Genomic DNA, 17827 nt, shown 5'->3' on the forward strand with positions numbered 1-17827 from the left:
AAGCAAATCCATCAACTGGAATTGCAGTTAGAAGAGCTGGAGATGCAGACGGCCGCCTTACCGAAACTTACCGATGGCGCTGTCGAAGAGAAAGCCACTGCGCGTCGTCGTGTGACCTTACCGGCACAGTTACCACGTGAAGAAAAGCGTGTTGATGCACCTTGCCAGTGTCCGGCATGTCAGGGCGAATTAACCCATATCGGTGAGGATGTCTCTGAAATGTTGGATGTCGTACCCGCATCTTATCGGGTTATCCGCATTGTACGCCCTAAGTTCAGCTGCCAGCACTGCGACACGCTGGTACAAGGTCAGGCTCCGGAGCGGGTGATTAAAAAAGGCCTGGCCAGCGCAGCATTGCTGACACAAGTGATTGTCGATAAATACCTCGACCATCAACCACTGTACCGTCAGGCTGAGCGGATGGAGCGGGAAGGCATTGATATCGAGCGCTCGACGCTGGCAGACTGGGTTGGTCAATCCGGTGCATTATTAACGCCCCTAGCTGAGGCGATTGGACGCCATGTCAAAGCCGGTCAACATATCTATGCGGATGACACGACCGCGCCAACCTTATCACCAGGAAAAGGCCGCACGCAAACCGGTCGCTATTGGACGTATGTGCGTGATGGTCGTTCCTGGGGCGATACCACACCGCCTGCCGTGTGGCTGCAATACAGTGAAGATAGAAAAAGTCTGCACCCCACTGCCCATTTAACCGGGTATAAAGGTTCGCTGCAGGCTGATGCCTATGCCGGTTACAATGCCTTATACCAAAACCACATCACCCAGCATGGTTGTTGGGCCCATGTGCGGCGTAAGTTCTATGACATTACCCAATCCGGCCCGTCCCCCTTGGCAGAAGAAGCCCTGACCATAATCCAATCACTGTATGTGATTGAGAAACAGGCGCGAGGCCAACCACCGGATGAACGACAGCGCCTGCGAAGTCTGCAGGCAAAACCTATCCTGGTACAGTTTAACAACTGGTTACAGACAACCCTGCGCACCTTATCAAAAGGCTCTGCGTTGTCTAAAGCTATCCAATATGCACTAAAGCAATGGGACGCGTTGGTGGCGTACGTGGATAATGGTTATGCTGAGATAGATAACAACAGTGCGGAGCGGTCATTACGGCCCATCGCCCTGGGTCGGAAAAACTACCTGTTTGCCGGCTCTGTTGGCGGAGGGGAACGGGCCGCCGTGCTGTATTCGATACTTGGCACCGCCAAGCTCAATGGCATCAATCCCAATGCGTATTTAACTGCCGTGTTAAAACGTATCGGTAATCATCCGATCAACCGCATTGATGAACTGTTACCCTGGAACATCGACTTATCTGTCCAGCCAGGTGATGCGATCTAAGACACTAAGTGTCCACTAAAAATTAAGTGGACACTTAAATTAGAACACCTACCTGTGATCGCCGGACGCTTACGTTAATATTGGCTTTAGTTCCGAAAATTAGCTGAAAAAAATAGACTTTAATATTCGGATAACATGTAACAAACCTTTAACAAGCTGCTGTTGCGAGCTTTCTTCACTACAAGGATAGTATTTCAAGATGTTTGATAAGCCAGACTTTTCTTCATATTCATATTCAGACCTGCTTGATGCAAAAGAGCATATCGATAAAGAAGCCTACCCTGAGCGTTATGCGGAAATCGTTAATCTGTTACAAACCAGAGTGCAACCGGCAGAACCCAGGGAGGTGCCAGAAGAAGAACGTCCGATCAGTAAGTACTCAACTTTCTGGCCCAGATTTTTTGCTGCGATGCTCGATGGCCTGGTGTTTTTTGTTGTTTTATATGTGCAATGCTTAATTTTTGGTATTGAATACGATGCCAATGATAATTTTCTACAGGCTGTAAACGGTTTGCAATTCGCCATTTACGCCATTCTGATGCATGGCTTTTTTGGGCAGACGCTCGGCAAAATGGCGATGGGTGTAAAGGTACTCAATCACGATACCGAAACAAAGATCAATCTAACGCAAGCCCTGCGCAGAGAGTCGGTTAATTTGGGGTTAAATATTGTCTGGTTCTTTCTGATTTTGACGGTGGGGGGTTCGTTTGAGCTGCACGGCGATATTTCTGAAAATCTGGCTTTGTTAGTGCTCGGATTCGGAGTGTTTGCTTTTGTTTGGGCGGTATCAGAATTTGTCACTATGCTGTTTAACGACAAACGCCGGGCAATTCATGACTTTATCGGTAAGACCGTGGTGGTTCGAATCTGACAAGCGGCACTAACCACGACAGGATGAAAGACAGTAACGCGTAAAGATTTGGTTGACCCTTAAATTGTTTCCTGCCTGGATGATTGAGTCACTTGATCAAGAGGCCAATCGGATCGGCGGTACCCGCCAGTCAATTATCAAGGTTTGGTTGGCTGAACGATTGGAAGAAATTGCAGCGAACAAAGCTCGGTCTTGAATTACGCGCTAAGTGCCGATTCGTGGAGCTGTATAAATTTGACCAAGGACACAACAACATAAAAGGATGATGATGAAAACTTTGCGCGATATAACAAAGCTTGGCTCTACAGCTATTGGAGTGGTTTAAATGTTTGGCAAGGAACGAAAGCATAAAATTTTTTCCGGCGTCTTATTACTGACGGCTGCTGTGGTTTTTGCCGGCTCGGTTATCAATGTATATGAGTATGGCACAGTTTCTTTCGAAACGGTTTCAGGTTTCGGTAGTGTTTTACTGCTGGTCTCATTCGCTTTAATTCCTGAGTTTGCGTTTTTAAAACTCTCTGAGGCTTTCAAACTAACCATGCGAAACAGCAGAGAAATATTTTCAGAAAAGCTTTTACTTATTGGCGTGCTGTTAGTCTTTGCCGGTTTTATTGGCAGATTGGTGTTTTAACCTGTATTCCCAACCATGATATCTGGCCGTTGCTAAGAATGGAGAAACGGCTGTAGCAAAGGCCAATAGTATAAGAATGCTACGGGCGTCGTGCGCTCTTTTAAGGCGCAAATTACCAAGCAAGCTATGCTACTGCCTTAGTATCACTAATAAGTAATAAGATCAAGTAACCCCCGCTGATACTTATACGGAAAACAATAACCGGGGGAAAGAAGGAAATACTATGTTATCTAAAATCGTCATTAACCTTTATACCGTGCTGCTGGAAATTGGTCTGTGGCTATTTTTGTTGGTTGGCCTGGTTGCCGGCTGGCAAAGCGGCGGCTTTTTCGGCGCCATCTTTGGACTTTTCGCTGCTGCGATCTTTGGTGCTGTGTTCTTTGGCGCCTTTTTAGTGATCAACGATATCCGGGCCAGAGTAAAGGCTATCGAAGAGAAAAACTAAACGCATATAGATGGCTGGCGCGCCATCTGTACGCTGTTTTCAGTATCGCCGGTGTTACAGCTTAATCATGTCGCCAAAATCAGAGCCGCGAGCTTGGATACTCTGTTTGGTCGGGTTTGACTTGCCATTGGCTGGCGTATTTATTGCGCTACTGTTAGATTAATCGGCGTTGTCATTTACGCCGTGCTCATCAGTATGTAAGCAACCTGGGGCGTTACGCGCAGGTGATAGAGTGACAAGCCGGTTGAGCAATAAACTCGGAATTTTTATTGGCACAGATTATTAATGAAATGATTGCTTTGTTGGCGTTACTACTCGTAAGCCTGACTGGCGGCTATCTGGTTGCGCTTGGGCTAGTGGCGCTGTTGCGACCCCAGCAAGCGCAGTCTTTTTTGCTCGGTTTTGCCAGCTCTGCTCGGCTGCATTATCTGGAAATTGTGATCCGGATGCTGGTCGGTCTGGCATTTATCTATAGCGCTGAATACGTTTTTTCCGCCAGGGCCTTTACTGGCTTTGGTTGGTTATTGGTGCTGACGTCACTGCCGCTACTCTTGCTACCCTGGCAATGGCATCGTCATTTTGCTGCGAAAGCGGTTAGCGCCTCTCGCCACTATCTGGCGTTTATTGGGGGGGGCTGCCTTAATGCTGGGTGTTGCTATCTTATTGGCAATACTAAAAAATATATCAGCGCCGGCTGGCGCGCCGTTAAGTTTTCTGCCGGCATTAAAGGGCGACTACTTTAAATTCGATTCTGCCGAGGTCAACAGACCTTTTCATATTTATGTGCGTCTACCTGCCGATTATGACACCGCAACGACCCGCTACCCGGTGGTTTATCTGTTGGATGGTGATTCACTGTTTCCGATCCTGGCGGCAAATCATTTATTCCTAACTTATGATGAGGACTTACCGGAAGCCATTATCGTCGGTATTGCCTATGGCGCTTTTGACAGTAGCGTCAATAAACGCAGTTATGATTTTTCGGCGCCGACAGCTGATGCCTCGGTAGAACAAGGTGGCGCACCGGCCTTTCAGCGTTTTCTGGAGTTGGAATTAATGCCAGAGGTGGCCAGACGTTATCGAATTGATAGTGGCAAACAAATTTTATTTGGTCAGAGTCGGGGAGGGTATTTTGTACTTTATTCTGCGTTTACCCAGCCTGATTTGTTCTGGGGGCGAATAGCCAGTAATCCGACCTTTGAGCCGGGAGCCGCGATGTTTTTTAGCGCGCCGCCGTCCGCAACGAAGCCAGATCTGGGTCTGGTGCTCACCAGTGGTGCACGGGATTGGCCCAAACTACGTCAGGCAGCGTTAAACTGGCAGCAACACTGGCAGACTGAAGCCGAGGCACCATGGCAAACTCGAGTGATTACATTAGATAACGGGACTCATGCTGCCAGTAGTACGGAGAGTTACCGCCAGGCGATGTTGTGGTTGTTTAATCGCTCAGATAAAGATACTGCGCCGCGAAACGAGTAGGATGAGTTCAACCTTGTGATGCTATGGCAAGCAACACGAGCGGATAATAGATTAACGGAGCCGTATGAAAACCATTAGTTTTGAAGATTTTTTGCAGGTAGAGCTACGGGTTGGCCGCATCATCAGTGCTAAAGTCTTTGCGCAGGCACGTAAGCCGGCCTATATTCTGGAAGTAGATTTCGGCGAGGCGATTGGGGTACGCAAGTCGAGTGCGCAAATTACCGTACTGTATCAACCTGATGAGCTTGTTGGCCGGCTGGTGGTAGCGGTAACCAATTTTCCTGCCAAGCAGATTGGCCCGCTGATGTCAGAGTGTTTGGTAACCGGTTTTCATAACGCGGTCGGCGATGTCGCGCTTTGTGTGCCGGATCAGGAGGTGCCGCTGGGAACTCGCTTGCTCTAATGTTTGCTGGTACCCGGTTATAACTGCAGTAGCTGCCGTTGTAACGGCTTTTAGCTCATATCATGGTGAATAAGCATGGTGAATGCAGCCGCCAGGCTATGAATATAATAAGGAGAAATGTTATGGAACAACTAAAAAATCGGGCTACCGCCCTTATTCTGGGTTTAGTGCTGGCGTATGCAGCGCTTTGGATTATTGGCGTTGGCGCAGCTATCGCTATCCCGGCTGAGCTGCTTAAACCCCTGGCGCAGCTATCAACGGTGCTTGCTTTTACCCTGGTTGATGTACTGACCATCGCAGTACCTTTGACTGCTGCCTTCTTAATCCTGGCTTTTGTGGTTAAGTTATTGATTAAAAAGCCTGATGTTAGCTGTTATTTGTTGCTGTTAGCTCCTTTGGTGTTAACGCAGTTGTACTTTACGCTACAAGCTCAGCCCATCATTTTAGATAATCTGCTGGTTATGCTACCGCGTTATCTGCTGCTGGCTGCGTGTTTTTACTTTTTGGTACGTGGCGATAAAGCCGTTCAAGCCTGAGCAGGTTTTGTATAGCGCTGTATGCTAATGATTAAGGAATAAAGATGTTTGTCGAGCCGATAACCTTACAGCGGGACGATGTTCGCCTTGAGCCGCTGGCACTTGAACACGAAGCCGGCTTGCAAGCGGCAGCGGCTGATGGTGAGTTATGGCAACTGCGGGTCACCTCGGTGCCGACCGCAGAAGATACTCGCGGCTATATCGAGCGCGCCCTGCAAAGCCGGGCGGCCGGGCAGCGCTTTGCCTTTGCTGTAATTGAGGCCAGCAGCGGTAAGGTGCTGGGAACCACCAGTTACCATGACATCTTACCCGAGGTGAAACGATTAGAAATTGGCTATACCTGGTATGCCAAAAGTGTGCAGCGCAGCCACGTTAATACCTGTTGTAAGCTGCTGTTGCTTAGTCATGCTTTTGATACGCTGGGTTGTAATGTGGTCGGTTGGCGGACGGATAACTTTAACTTTGCCAGCCAGCGCGCTATTGAACGGCTGGGCGCGAAAAAGGACGGCGTGATCCGCGGCCATGCATTGCGGCGTGACGGTACTATCCGCGATACCGTCATGTATAGCCTGCATCAGGCAGAGTGGCAAGAGGTGCGCGCCCATCTGGAATATTTGCTGCGCCGCACTAATGTTGGCTAGGGGGCTTGTTGCCCGAGGAGTGACGATGGCAAATTTAGAACAGGTGTATCAGGCGTTACGGCCACTGCTGGCGCAGCATGCTGCTGTTCTGGTAGTAACGCATGATGAGCCAGAGCAGTTATATCTGGATACTGCCTTTTTGCAACAGAATAAAAAGCCACTGTTTTTCGGTGCGGTGCAACTAAAGAAAAACTATGTCAGCTACCATTTGATGCCGATTTATCTGGCGCCCGAACTGTTAGATGGTATTTCTGCGGCGTTGCGGGCGCGGATGCAGGGTAAATCCTGTTTTAATTTTAAAACCGTCGAGCCAGAGTTATTTGCAGAACTGGCCACCTTGACAGCGACCGGCCTGGCGTATTATCAGCAGCAGGGCTATTTGGGCTGAGCCAGGACACCAGGGCTTTGGTAGGGCCTTAAAATAGCTATTTTTTCAACCACAACCTAAGGATCAGACTATGGAAGGAAAATGTCTATGTGGAGCCATTACTGTTAGCGCTCCTGAGCAGCAACAGATCGATGTCTGCCATTGCCAAATGTGTCGCAGATGGAGCGGTGGTCCAATGTTAGCTGTGCACTGTGGCTCGGCGGTGACCTTTAGTGGCAGCATAAAACCAGCGGTTTATCAGTCCTCAGATTGGGCAGAGCGGGGCTTTTGTCCGCAATGTGGCAGCCATTTGTTCTATCATCTGTTGCCAGCAGATGAGTATATTTTACCCGCTGGCTTGTTTGAGCAGGCTTTTCAAATGCACAGCCAGATTTTTATTGAACAAAAGCCTGATTACTACGAGTTTGCCAATCAGACGCCGACTCTGACCGGCGCAGAAGTATTTGCACAGTTTGCTGCAGATTAAAGCTGAAAAGAAAAACGGCCTGCAGAGCAGGCCGCTATCTGGTAGCTAATCTTAACCCACCTCCATAAGAGGTGGGTTTTACTAGAAGTTTAAACTGACAGTAAAGCTGGCTGTGCGGCCGGCGCCAATCAGGTAAGCGCCTTCGCTGCCACCGGTGATGTAGTCTTTGTCGGTCAGGTTATTGATCACAAAAGCTAAATCGATACCGCTAAAGAAACTGCTGTTATCCAGGGCTTTTTCGTAGCCCAGATAGGCATTTAGCAGGGTGTGGGTAGGCAGTTTGTCGCGGTTCCACACTTCGCTGCCGTCGCTGGCAAAGGTGTGTTTTGCGGCACCAAAATAGCTATCAACATACTTAGCACTTACACCAGCACGGTAGTTACCATCGTGATAGTTCAGCGCTAATGACAACATTTTCTCCGGAATACCCGCCAGTTTATCGCCTTTACGGTAATCCCTTACCAATACCGGAGCACCGGCCGGCGTGGTTTTACTGGCCAGTACATCTTGCGAGTACTCGGCACGGTTAAGCGTTAAAGAACTGGTCAGGCTCAGGTTTTGGCTAAGACGCCAGTCGAGGCTGCTTTCCATACCGCGGGCATTAACACCACCGACGTTGTCAAAGTTACCATCACCGGCGGCCAGATAGTTTGGCGTACCATCGGCTGCGGTGGCATAACGCAGTAATACCACCCGGTCGTTAAATTTGACATTATAGATAGCGGTGGAGAAGCTAAACTGCTGACCGAAATAGCGGATCCCCAGATCCATATTGGTCGCAGTTTCCGGCTTCAGGTTTTGCAGCTCGGCTGCCGCCTTGCCTTCGAGGATACTGTCGGCAATGGCTTTAAAGTTCTTCGAATAGCCGGCAAATAGCTCCAGATTGTTGTTCAGGGCATAAACCACACCGGCACTGGGTAACACGGATGAGTTACTGTCAATTTTGTCCTTGCCCTTACCATTTAAGTTGTCGGTACGGCTGATATCGACCAGGTATTTTTGCACCCCAAGGGTTAGCTGCAGATCACCCAGAGTGATTTGATCCTGCAGATAGAATTTGGCGACGTTGTGTTTATAGTCGTCATCAAAATGTACCCAGTATGGCTGAGCATTAAACTCGTAGGAAACCCGCGGATCGATAACATCATGCCAGTCGCGGGTTTGGTTACGTTGCTGTGATTCCAGCCAGACACCACTGCGCAAACGGTGGTTATCCAGATCCCAGGTCAGGTTGGCAGTAGTACCGTAGCGGGTTTTATCATAGTGGGTGTGCCGGTATGATGACACGCGCTTGGCACCCGGCTGGTTATTATTACCATCCAGGATCGGAATGCCGGCGGCGGTAACATGGGTATAGTTTTGACGACGGACACCAGCGCCTTTATTCAGGCGGTTGCCGTTGGCGTCAGTGGCATACACCTGAAACGGTGGTAACCAGTCACCGCGACCATTTTGCAGGTGCAGGTAAGGGGTAATATCCAGCTCCAGATTATCCGACAGATACCACTCGGTTTTCACATAAAACAGCGTATTTTCACGCAGTGTAGACCAGGCTTCAGCAAAGTTTTGATCGATTTCCGGATCACCGGTCCAAACGGTGGTTAAGCCATCCCAGCGAGGCGTGCGTTTAAAGTGCGCCAGAGAAATCGGCTGATAGTTGTCTTCATGCGCATCGTCATAGGATAAACGGGTCGTGATGCGCGCTTTATCCAGTTCGGTGACGGTTTTTAGTTCTACGTGCAGGCGATCTGCGTGGCCATTACTGCCGGTACCCATCCAGCGATTATTAAAGCTGTCTGACACGCTGAAATAGGCCGTGGTGTTGCCGATCTGGCCTGTATCATAGCGGGCAAAGTAGCGACGGGCATTATGGCTGCCGCTGGTATAAGCAAAGCGGGCACCGGCTTCGGTTTGTGGATTATCAGAGACAAAGTTTAGGGTACCGCCCAGGGCATCCAGTGAGGCGGACGCGATATCGGCGCTGCCCTGACCAACTTCAACCAGACGGGTGTTCTCAACATCCAGATAGCGGTTGGCTTTGCTACCACCTGCATAGGCCGAGCCGCCATTCGGGATACCGTCTATTGTAATGCCCAGTTGCTGGTCGGCGCGGTCAATGACAAAGCCACGCATGCTGATGGTAGTGGTGTAATCATCGCTACCAAAGGCATCACCCTGACCAACGTTAATGCCGGGTAAATTATTAATCAGATCCATTACGTTGCCAATTGGCGCCTGTAACAGCTTCATATTTTCATCCGTAGTGTTATTGGCATAGCTAACGCGCTTACCCAATACAGAAATCACTTCTACGGCTTTTTCATCGGCCAGTCCGGCATCCTGTGATGCTGCTTGTGTCGTGGTTTGGTCGGCCAGGGCTTGAAAGCTGAGGGCGCTGATCACCGCCAGGGTGAGCAAATTGACGTTAAAATGTCGCACGGTATTCTCCAGAAGCGCTTTATGGTTATAGGTTCCGTCATACTGGTCAGCCCAGTATGACGGAGGCTAAGTGTGCCGCTGGAATGTTACAGAAAAGTTTAAATTGAATTTCAGTTTGATGAAATATTTACTAAATATGCAATGTTATAACATGCAGTTAGCATAAAAGGTGGTGGTGGCAGGCCAATCTGAAAACACGCCAATCACCCCGACCTGTTGTGCCAGCACGTCGAGCAGTTGCAATGTCATGCTATCGTCACTGGTAATGCTGCTGATAGATTGATAGTACCAGCCGCCACCGGCAGCCAGTGGGCCTGAGCGCTCCAATGACCAGGTAATGAGCTGTAAGCCGGCGGCGCGTGCTGCTTTGGCATAGGCTGAGGGGACCAGTTTGCCATTTTCGACACTAACCAGCACCCATAGCGGTGGCGCTATGATATTCAGGCCCTCGGCCTTTAACTCGCTAAAGCTTGGGCTGAGTTGTTCCGGATGCGCGGGATCATAGTGCTCAGCGTCAACGCGATCATCCAGAAACACGGCTTGTTTGGCAAACTCCGGTTCATGTTTAAGCCAGTAACGGATATCCGCCAGCTGAAAGGATTGCGGCCATACTTCGGAAGGTTTCACGCCGGCTGCTTTATAATCGTTAATCAGTTGCTGAGCATAGTCTTGCTGACTGTAGTCGCCTTCATAAGGCATAGCGACTTCCGGCGCTTTTAGCTCTGGCGTCATCATTACGCCGTGTTGCTGAAACAGCGCGATACTTTCCTGATGGCTCAGTGGCGCGCTGCATTGCTGATACAGGGTAGTACGCCAGTCCGGGCTGCCGTTCAGGTAATCGGTTAAGTTATCAGCCTGAAGATTAACGCCATCCATTTTCGCACAAAGGCTTTTGTATTCAGCGAGGCTGATATCAGAGGTGCAACATTTGGCACTGGCGGTTTGGCCGTCGCTTGCCGGGGTAAAAGGTGTGCTGCATTTAGCGGCCAGCTCTGGACGCAGCAGGATATCCGTCGTCTGGTGCAGGTCACACTGCGCATGCCGGCAAACCAACTGTTTATCCGCAGTAAAGGTGACATCACATTCGACAATGCCGGCGCCCATACGGATCGCCGCCAGATACGAGGCTTTGCTGTGTTCAGGAAACTGCAAGGGGGCACCGCGGTGACCAATTGAAAACGGGTGGCGTTTCGCCGGTTGCTGTAAGCAGGCGCTAAGCTGCTGTTTAAGGTCGCCTTCAGGCAGTAAGTCGGTTAAATAGCCGGGGCGGGGGCCGAGCTCGGCGTGGGGCAGACTGAGAATAAGCAATAAGGATGCTAACATAAGGCGCGAAAATGATAATAAAGTGTAATTATAGCCTAGCCCGCTAAGGTGACACTTTTATTAAAGCACAGAGAAAGCGCAGCGAAAGCACAGATAAATTACACAGAAATTACAGATAAAGCACAGAGCGGGACTGCTATTCTGGCGAGTAGCAGTCCCTGGCAGCGCAGTTAGTCTGCGCTTGTTGTTGTCTCTACCGTCGCTTGCACCAGTGCCAGGCTGATGCTTTGCGTTTCCTGATTAATGTCGCTGATTTTTACCTGTACCTGTTGTCCCAGCTCAAACCGTACTGTATCACCCTGATAGCAGCGGCCTTCTTCCCAGTTAGCCGTCAGCGGGTTTTGCTCGTCGTTGATGCTGGCCAGGGCGATAAAGCCCTGAGCGCCGTTTTCCAGTAACCGTAGCCGGATCCCGGCGCGGTTGATATCCTGAATTTCACCGGTAAAGGTTTGGCCGCTATCGATGGCGTTGCTTAAAAACTGGCAATATAGCCAGTCGGCGATATCACGCTCGGCCCGGCGCTGAATTTTGCGCTGCTCTGCCAGGCGTTTGGCGAGTTCTTCTGATGGCGCCTCTGCCGGGCGTTGCAGCAGTATGGCTTTGAGTAAGCGCTGATTGACCAAATCACTGTATTTACGGATCGGCGAAGTCCAGGTGGCATAGTGTTCAGCGCCGAGGCCAAAGTGCGGTGCCGGAGTGATACTGACGCCGGCATAAGCCTGGTAGCGGCGGATCCGGTTATCCAGATAAGGCGTGGGTAGCTGATCCAGCCAGCGACGCAGCTGGCAGAACCCGGAGAGTTGCGTCAACGCTTCACCCTGCACTGGTGCAGCAAAGCTGGCTAGCAGCTCATTGAGTGGGTTAAGTTTGCTGCTTTCAAAGCCGCTGTGGCTATTAAAGACTCCAAAACCCAGCTGCTCTGCCAGATAACGGCCACAAGCCTGGTTGGCGGCGATCATTGCTTCTTCGACCATCACATTGGCAATACGGCGGTGTTCGGCGTGAATGGCGATCACCTGACCTTGCTCATTTAATGCAAAGCGGTAGTCCGGCTTATCCTGAAATACGATGGCATGGGCTTTACGCCAGTGCTGGCGGGCTTTCGCCATCGCACAGAGACTATGCAGTTGGCTGACCATTACTTCAGAGTCAGGTTGCCAGTCACCACTGCCGCTCAGATAATCCGACACCAGCCGATAATCAAAGCGTGCCTGTGAGCAAATGGTTGCCAGCTGAAACTCTGGCGCCGAGCCGACGCTGCCATCTTTTTGGATCTGTAAGCGTAACACCAGCGCCGGGCGCAACTGGCCGGGATGTAATGAACAGAGCTCGTCGGCCAGTTGCCGTGGTAACATCGGTACATTGCGACCTGGCAGATAGGTCGTAAATAGCCGCTCGGCGGCAATGCTATCCAGCGCTGAGCCAGCATGGATATAGGCATCCGGATCTGCGACCGCCACCTGCAATAACCAGCCCTCGGCCGTTGAGCTGATTGCAATGGCATCATCCATATCCTGGGTGCTACTGCTGTCGATGGTAAAAAACGGCGTGGCGCTAAGATCGGCGCGTTCCAGCTCAAGCTGGGTTAATTCGGCGCTAAGTTCAGGCGCGGCTTTAGGTAAATTATGCCGGGCCAATACCACTAACCAGGGCGCGTTGGCATCATCGGCTTTGGCAATCAGCTCAGTCACCTCGACCAGAAACTGCTCGTCTTTTAAGGCATGCTGCACCAGGCTGGCTTTCACCCAATCGCCTTCACTAAGTGCTTTATCTTCCAGGCCATTTACCGCCTTGGCTTTTAAGGCCTCTTTAAATAACGGTAGGTCGGGAAGTACTTGCAGACGATTTTTAAAGCGTTTTACCCGACCGACAAAGTGGCTCAGACCACTCTCTAACAGCGCTTCCGGCTCAGCCTGCGTTTTATCATCGGTTTCACGGATCACTGCCGTAATGCGATCGCCATGCAGCAGCTTTTTCATCAGTGGCGGGCTGATAAAGTGACTTTCTTTATCACTGACTTCCAGAAAACCGAAGTTCTTGGCGGTGGCTCTGACCACACCCTCTTTAACGGGCAGCGATTCACGCAGTTGCTGTTTCAGCTGAGCTAACAGCGGGTTATTTTGCAGCATAGATTCTTACTCTGTCCAAATTCGCCGCCATGATACGGGGTTATGCCGGCGAAGCCAACCGGTGCGTATTGTTGCCGGCCTGGCCGCAAGTCGGGCTTTTCTTTCCGGTAAATTTATGGTTAAGTAAAAAGGCAAGACCAAGATACAAACTTGTCGGAGTGCATTAGGGCGATATTGCCCTGAAGCTGAGACCGCATTGCGGGATCCGTTGAACCTGATCAGGCTAATACCTGCGAAGGGAACAAGTAGTGATTATGTACCAGCTGACCAGCTACGAATACCGAGGCTTACAAATCTCTATTCTGAGTTGTGTCATCTGATAAGCAACGCAAGACCTGCTGAATAGCAGTTTGATTTTGCTGCTGACACTTAATCCTATCCAACACTCCTGACAAGCATTTTCCCTTAACTTTTTGGTGAGATTGCTATGTCAAACACAGAATTATTTACTCCAGAATTACAAACAGCCCCAACTCAGGCGACATCTAACCTTGTTGAGTCCAGCATATCGTCACGTCGCGCACAGCGCCAGGCGGCACGCGATTTTATTGCTCAGCTGCAAGGCGAGGCCTATCCCAATTCGAAGCGCCTTTATTTACCGGGCAGCCGGCCGGATATTCAGGTGGCAATGCGCCAGATTATGCTGGCTGATACGGTGGTTGGTGGCACGCCCGAAGCGCCCATTACTGAGCCGAATGAAGCGGTGCCGGTATATGATACCTCAGGCCCTTATGGCGATCCGGGCGCCAGTATCAGTGTTGAAGATGGCTTAGCGCCGCTGCGGCTGCCGTGGATTTTAGAGCGGCAGGATACTGAGCAGTTGTCCGGATTAAGCTCACGTTTTAGTCAGCAGCAACAGCTGGAAGCACCAGTGCCGCACCGCTTAAACCGGCAACCTTTGAAAGCCAAACCAGGTAAAAGGGTTACGCAATTGCATTATGCCCGCGCCGGTATTATCACCCCGGAGATGGAATATATCGCCATTCGCGAGAATATGGGCCGCGATCAGGTTAAAAGTGCCTTGTTAACGCAACAACATCCGGGGCAGCCCTATGCCGCGGCCTTGCCTGCGCAAATCACAGCGGAGTTTGTCCGCGCCGAAGTGGCCGCTGGCCGGGCCATTATTCCGGTCAATATTAACCACCCTGAAGCCGAGCCGATGATTATCGGCCGCAACTTTCTGGTAAAAGTGAACGCCAATATCGGCAACTCGGCAGTGACCTCCAGCATTGAAGAAGAGGTGGAAAAGCTGGTGTGGGCCACGCGCTGGGGCGCCGATACAGTGATGGATCTGTCTACCGGGCGCGATATTCACCAAACCCGCAGCTGGATTATCCGCAATAGCCCGGTACCTATTGGTACAGTGCCGATTTATCAGGCGCTGGAAAAAGTCAAAGGTGTGGCCGAAGATCTGACCTGGCCGATTTTTCGCGATACTTTGTTAGAGCAAGCCGAACAGGGCGTTGATTACTTTACTATCCATGCCGGGGTGTTATTGGCTTATGTGCCGATGACCGCCAAGCGTCTGACCGGCATTGTATCGCGTGGTGGCTCGATCATGGCGAAGTGGTGCTTAACGCATCAGCGCGAAAATTTCTTATATGAGCATTTTCGGGAGATTTGTGAAATTTGTGCTGCTTATGATGTGTCGCTGTCGTTAGGCGATGGTCTGCGGCCGGGTTCGATTTATGATGCCAATGACCAGGCTCAATTTGCTGAACTGGCCACTCTAGGAGAGCTGACCAAAATCGCCTGGGAGTACGATGTACAGGTGATGATTGAAGGCCCGGGCCATGTGCCGATGCATCTAATTAAGCAGAATATGGATGAGCAGCTGAAACACTGCCACGAGGCGCCATTCTACACCTTGGGACCACTGACGACCGATATTGCACCGGGTTATGATCATTTCACCTCGGGCATTGGTGCCGCCTTTATCGGTTGGTTTGGCTGCGCCATGCTGTGTTATGTCACACCGAAAGAGCATTTAGGCCTGCCAAATAAAGAAGACGTGAAACAGGGGCTAATTGCCTACAAAATAGCCGCTCATGCGGCGGATCTGGCCAAAGGGCATCCGGGCGCACAAATTCGTGATAATGCGATGTCGAAGGCGCGTTTTGAGTTTCGCTGGGAAGATCAGTTTAATCTGGCGCTGGATCCGGCAACTGCCCGTCAGTATCACGATGAAACCTTGCCGCAAGCGTCGAACAAGAGCGCGCATTTTTGCTCAATGTGTGGCCCGAAGTTCTGCTCAATGAAAATTACTCAGGATGTACGTGATTATGCAGCCACACTCTGAGTTGATGCCGCAGGCGGCTAAGATGAACGGCAATAAAACCGCGGCAGCTAAAGCGATTGTCTGGTCTATTGCTGGCTCTGACTCGGGTGGCGGTGCCGGTATTCAGGCGGATTTATTGACCATGCGCGCCTTTGGTGTGCATGGCTGTAGCCTTATCACTGCGATCACGGCACAAAGCTCGGTAGAGGTGGCGCGGGTTGAGCTGGTGTCTGAACAGATGCTGGCTGCGCAGTGGCACACGCTTTTGGCCGATTTACCGCCAGTCGCCATTAAAATTGGCTTAGTGGCGAGCCGCGCGCAACAGCAGCAGCTCGCAACCTTACTCGCAACCTTGCCGACAACGATACCGGTAATAATCGATCCGGTGTTAATTGCCAGCTGCGGTGATACGCTAACGCTGGATCCAGGCTCGGATGCCTTGCCTGAGCTGCCGGAGCTGTATCGCTTTGCCAGTTTGCTGACGCCCAACCTGCCGGAATTAGCCGCCTTAACCGGCTTAGCGGTAACAACCCCTGATCAGATCATCACAGCGACAGCGTGCTTGCTGACACAAGGGGTGCGAGCGGTATTGGTAAAAGGCGGTCATGCCAGTGGTTGTAAACAGCTGGCGCTGGATTATCTGGTGTCGGCGACACAGCAAGCTTGGCTGGCCAGTCCGCGTATCGAAACCGCACATAACCATGGTACGGGATGTAGTTTAGCTAGCGCTATTGCCAGTGCTCTGGCGCTAGGATATCCGTTAGATGATGCCGTTGTGCTAGCCAAAGCCTATCTTAACCGCGGCCTAAGTGCGGCCTATGCCACGGGGCAGGGAGCAGGCACCTTAAATCACTTGCCATTGCCTATTGCCGTTGAATATTTTCCGCACTGGCTTAATACGGCTCAGGTGCAGGCGCTCTATCAGGGCGCGACTTTGGCAGATTTACAGCCATCATCTGCCGCTTTTGCACCGCTGGAGCAACAGGAAATGGGGCTGTACCCGGTGGTTGATTCGGTAGCCTGGTTAAAGCGGTTATTACCGCTTGGGATTAACACCATCCAGCTGCGGATTAAAACGGCTGATCAGCAACAGCTGAGTGCTGAAATTGCGGCAGCCATTGCGCTAGGTAAGCAGTATCAAGCACAAGTGTTTATTAACGATCATTGGCAATTGGCCTTACAGCTTGGTGCCTATGGCGTGCATTTGGGGCAAGAAGATTTAGCGACAGCCGATCTTGCTGCTTTACGGCAAGCCGGTATTCGCCTGGGGGTTTCGAGCCATGGCTATGCTGAGTTGCTTCGCGCCAAAGCGCTGCAGCCGTCTTATATTGCGCTTGGGCATATTTTCCCGACCAAAACCAAGCAAATGCCCTCGCAGCCACAAGGCGTGGTCAGACTGGCGCAGTATGTACCCTTGGCAGCACCTTATCCAACGGTAGCGATTGGCGGCATTAATGCTGAGCGTTTAGCGGCGGTGGCGGCTACCGGGGTAAATAGTATTGCGGTGGTAACAGCCATTACCGAAGCAGCCGATCCTGAACATGCAACCCAGCTGCTGATGGCGCTCTTGGCAAAAGCTAAGCAGGAGGCACAGGTTCGGCAACTGGCGCAAGCCAAAGAGTTTGCGCAGGCTATAAGCGAGGTCAACGCAGTATGTCCGAACTAACGCCAGCCCAGCAGCTGCGCTATAGCGCGCAACTGCTGCTGCCGGAAATGGATGAGAGCCAGCAATTGCGATTGTTGTATAGCAAGGTGTTGATTATTGGTTTAGGCGGTTTAGGCAGCGTGGTAGCGTCCTATTTAGCCGGAGCTGGCGTGGGGCATTTACTGCTGGCCGATGATGATCGCGTCAGCTTAAGCAATTTACCCAGGCAATTATTGTATAGCAGTGCCGGGGTTGGCCAGTTAAAAGTCGATGCTGCCACAGCGCGGTTACAGGCGCAAAACCCGGAGCTGGTCATTACCCCTCTGGCTGCACGCTTAAGCTTGTCTGATCTGCTGGCGCTGTTACCTGAGGTTAATCTGGTATTGGATTGCACTGATAACGCCAGCAGCCGCTTAGCGATTAATCAGGCCTGTTTTTTACGGCAGGTGCCGCTGATTAGCGGTGCCGCCAGTGGTTGGCGAGGGCAGCTATTGGCGCTTCAACCCTGGCTGGGGCAGGGCTGCTATCAGTGCTTATACCCCGATTGGCAGGATAGCCCCAGCTGTTTACAAAGCGGCATCTTGGGGCCATTAGTTGGCATGGTGGCCTGCCAGCAAGCGCTGCTGGCGCTTAAACACCTCTTGCAAATAGGCGATGTGTCCTTTGGCCGCTTGTACTGTTTTGATGGTCTGCACGGCCAGAGTAGTCAGTTAAAGCTGCAACAGGAGCCGGCTTGCCCGATCTGTGCTGCCGGCGACAGCTGACCTTTTTCGCCCTAGTTCGATTAAAGA

General features: G+C 51.1%; 17 protein-coding genes, 1 pseudogene and 1 riboswitch. Of the genes and pseudogenes, 15 read left to right on the top strand and 3 right to left on the bottom strand.

Annotated elements, in window-relative coordinates:
- The 12 genes and pseudogenes from tnpC to AEST_RS16145 all read left to right on the top strand — a co-directional run.
- On the top strand, nt 1–1362 hold a 1362-nt coding region (gene tnpC, locus AEST_RS16090), incomplete at its 5' end, for an IS66 family transposase (protein WP_039924967.1).
- 199 nt (nt 1363–1561) lie between these two features.
- Nucleotides 1562–2233 carry an RDD family protein gene (locus AEST_RS16095; protein ID WP_008610326.1) on the top strand — a complete coding sequence of 224 codons (672 nt, stop codon included), beginning with the start codon at nt 1562–1564 and terminating at the stop codon, nt 2231–2233.
- A gap of 67 nt (nt 2234–2300) precedes the next feature.
- Nucleotides 2301–2429, top strand: a pseudogene (locus AEST_RS17455) (type II toxin-antitoxin system BrnA family antitoxin); the annotation flags it as partial.
- Nucleotides 2430–2558: 129 nt separating this feature from the next.
- Complete coding sequence (locus AEST_RS16105; protein WP_008610327.1) at nt 2559–2864, top strand: hypothetical protein; 306 nt, start codon at nt 2559–2561, stop codon at nt 2862–2864.
- A 223-nt stretch (nt 2865–3087) separates the two neighbouring features.
- Entirely contained in the window at nt 3088–3309 is a 222-nt protein-coding gene (locus AEST_RS16110; RefSeq protein WP_008610328.1) for a hypothetical protein, read from the top strand.
- 269 nt (nt 3310–3578) lie between these two features.
- On the top strand, nt 3579–4052 hold the full coding sequence (locus tag AEST_RS16885) for a hypothetical protein (RefSeq protein WP_008610329.1): 474 nt from the start codon (nt 3579–3581) through the stop codon (nt 4050–4052).
- Entirely contained in the window at nt 3952–4788 is an 837-nt protein-coding gene (locus AEST_RS16120) for an alpha/beta hydrolase (RefSeq protein WP_083835085.1), read from the top strand. Before AEST_RS16885 ends, AEST_RS16120 begins: the two co-directional genes overlap by 101 nt.
- A 64-nt stretch (nt 4789–4852) precedes the next feature.
- Nucleotides 4853–5191, top strand: a complete 339-nt coding sequence (locus AEST_RS16125) for a tRNA-binding protein (protein ID WP_008610334.1) — start codon at nt 4853–4855, stop codon at nt 5189–5191.
- A gap of 122 nt (nt 5192–5313) precedes the next feature.
- Entirely contained in the window at nt 5314–5727 is a 414-nt protein-coding gene (locus tag AEST_RS16130) for a hypothetical protein (protein ID WP_008610336.1), read from the top strand.
- 44 nt (nt 5728–5771) lie between these two features.
- A complete protein-coding gene (locus AEST_RS16135) occupies nt 5772–6368 on the top strand; it encodes a GNAT family N-acetyltransferase (RefSeq protein ID WP_008610337.1) in 597 nt (198 codons plus the stop codon).
- 25 nt (nt 6369–6393) lie between these two features.
- On the top strand, nt 6394–6756 hold the full coding sequence (locus AEST_RS16140) for a hypothetical protein (protein ID WP_008610338.1): 363 nt from the start codon (nt 6394–6396) through the stop codon (nt 6754–6756).
- Between the two features lie 70 nt (nt 6757–6826).
- Entirely contained in the window at nt 6827–7222 is a 396-nt protein-coding gene (locus AEST_RS16145) for a GFA family protein (RefSeq protein WP_039925693.1), read from the top strand.
- Between the two features lie 81 nt (nt 7223–7303).
- Here AEST_RS16145 and AEST_RS16150 read toward each other — a convergent pair whose 3' ends face one another.
- The 3 genes from AEST_RS16150 to AEST_RS16160 form a co-directional block, all read right to left on the bottom strand.
- The gene (locus AEST_RS16150) at nt 7304–9661 is read right to left on the bottom strand and encodes a TonB-dependent receptor (RefSeq protein WP_008610340.1); all 2358 of its coding nucleotides are present in this window, start codon (nt 9659–9661) and stop codon (nt 7304–7306) included.
- Nucleotides 9662–9805: 144 nt separating this feature from the next.
- A complete protein-coding gene (locus AEST_RS16155) occupies nt 9806–10969 on the bottom strand; it encodes a glycerophosphodiester phosphodiesterase family protein (protein WP_238534629.1) in 1164 nt (387 codons plus the stop codon).
- A 185-nt stretch (nt 10970–11154) separates the two neighbouring features.
- The gene (locus AEST_RS16160; protein WP_008610342.1) at nt 11155–13113 is read right to left on the bottom strand and encodes an exoribonuclease II; all 1959 of its coding nucleotides are present in this window, start codon (nt 13111–13113) and stop codon (nt 11155–11157) included.
- Between the two features lie 144 nt (nt 13114–13257).
- Nucleotides 13258–13371: riboswitch (TPP riboswitch) on the top strand.
- 169 nt (nt 13372–13540) lie between these two features.
- Here AEST_RS16160 and thiC point away from each other — a divergent pair.
- From thiC to AEST_RS16175, 3 genes are read left to right on the top strand one after another with little or no spacing between them, the layout of a single operon-like run.
- On the top strand, nt 13541–15412 hold the full coding sequence (thiC, locus tag AEST_RS16165; RefSeq protein ID WP_008610343.1) for a phosphomethylpyrimidine synthase ThiC: 1872 nt from the start codon (nt 13541–13543) through the stop codon (nt 15410–15412).
- Nucleotides 15396–17057 carry a thiamine phosphate synthase gene (gene thiE / locus AEST_RS16170; RefSeq protein WP_008610344.1) on the top strand — a complete coding sequence of 554 codons (1662 nt, stop codon included), beginning with the start codon at nt 15396–15398 and terminating at the stop codon, nt 17055–17057. The genes thiC and thiE overlap by 17 nt, the downstream gene beginning before the upstream one ends.
- On the top strand, nt 17045–17800 hold the full coding sequence (locus AEST_RS16175) for a HesA/MoeB/ThiF family protein (protein ID WP_008610345.1): 756 nt from the start codon (nt 17045–17047) through the stop codon (nt 17798–17800). Before thiE ends, AEST_RS16175 begins: the two co-directional genes overlap by 13 nt.
- Nucleotides 17801–17827 lie beyond the last annotated feature (27 nt).

Origin of the sequence: Alishewanella aestuarii B11, from assembly GCF_000280055.1 — a bacterium.
Taxonomy (GTDB): Bacteria; Pseudomonadota; Gammaproteobacteria; order Enterobacterales; family Alteromonadaceae; genus Alishewanella; species Alishewanella aestuarii.

Excerpts from the sequence above, each read along its gene's own strand:
- AEST_RS16130 (WP_008610336.1), top strand. The coding sequence starts at position 5,314 with ATGGAACAACTAAAAAATCGGGCTACCGCCCTTATTCTGGGTTTAGTG.
- AEST_RS16120 (WP_083835085.1), top strand. The coding sequence starts at position 3,952 with ATGCTGGGTGTTGCTATCTTATTGGCAATACTAAAAAATATATCAGCG.
- AEST_RS16105 (WP_008610327.1), top strand. The coding sequence starts at position 2,559 with ATGTTTGGCAAGGAACGAAAGCATAAAATTTTTTCCGGCGTCTTATTA.
- AEST_RS16140 (WP_008610338.1), top strand. The coding sequence starts at position 6,394 with ATGGCAAATTTAGAACAGGTGTATCAGGCGTTACGGCCACTGCTGGCG.
- thiC (WP_008610343.1), top strand. The coding sequence starts at position 13,541 with ATGTCAAACACAGAATTATTTACTCCAGAATTACAAACAGCCCCAACT.
- AEST_RS16145 (WP_039925693.1), top strand. The coding sequence starts at position 6,827 with ATGGAAGGAAAATGTCTATGTGGAGCCATTACTGTTAGCGCTCCTGAG.
- AEST_RS16135 (WP_008610337.1), top strand. The coding sequence starts at position 5,772 with ATGTTTGTCGAGCCGATAACCTTACAGCGGGACGATGTTCGCCTTGAG.
- thiE (WP_008610344.1), top strand. The coding sequence starts at position 15,396 with ATGCAGCCACACTCTGAGTTGATGCCGCAGGCGGCTAAGATGAACGGC.
- AEST_RS16160 (WP_008610342.1), bottom strand. The coding sequence starts at position 13,113 with ATGCTGCAAAATAACCCGCTGTTAGCTCAGCTGAAACAGCAACTGCGT.
- AEST_RS16175 (WP_008610345.1), top strand. The coding sequence starts at position 17,045 with ATGTCCGAACTAACGCCAGCCCAGCAGCTGCGCTATAGCGCGCAACTG.
- AEST_RS16095 (WP_008610326.1), top strand. The coding sequence starts at position 1,562 with ATGTTTGATAAGCCAGACTTTTCTTCATATTCATATTCAGACCTGCTT.
- AEST_RS16125 (WP_008610334.1), top strand. The coding sequence starts at position 4,853 with ATGAAAACCATTAGTTTTGAAGATTTTTTGCAGGTAGAGCTACGGGTT.
- AEST_RS16110 (WP_008610328.1), top strand. The coding sequence starts at position 3,088 with ATGTTATCTAAAATCGTCATTAACCTTTATACCGTGCTGCTGGAAATT.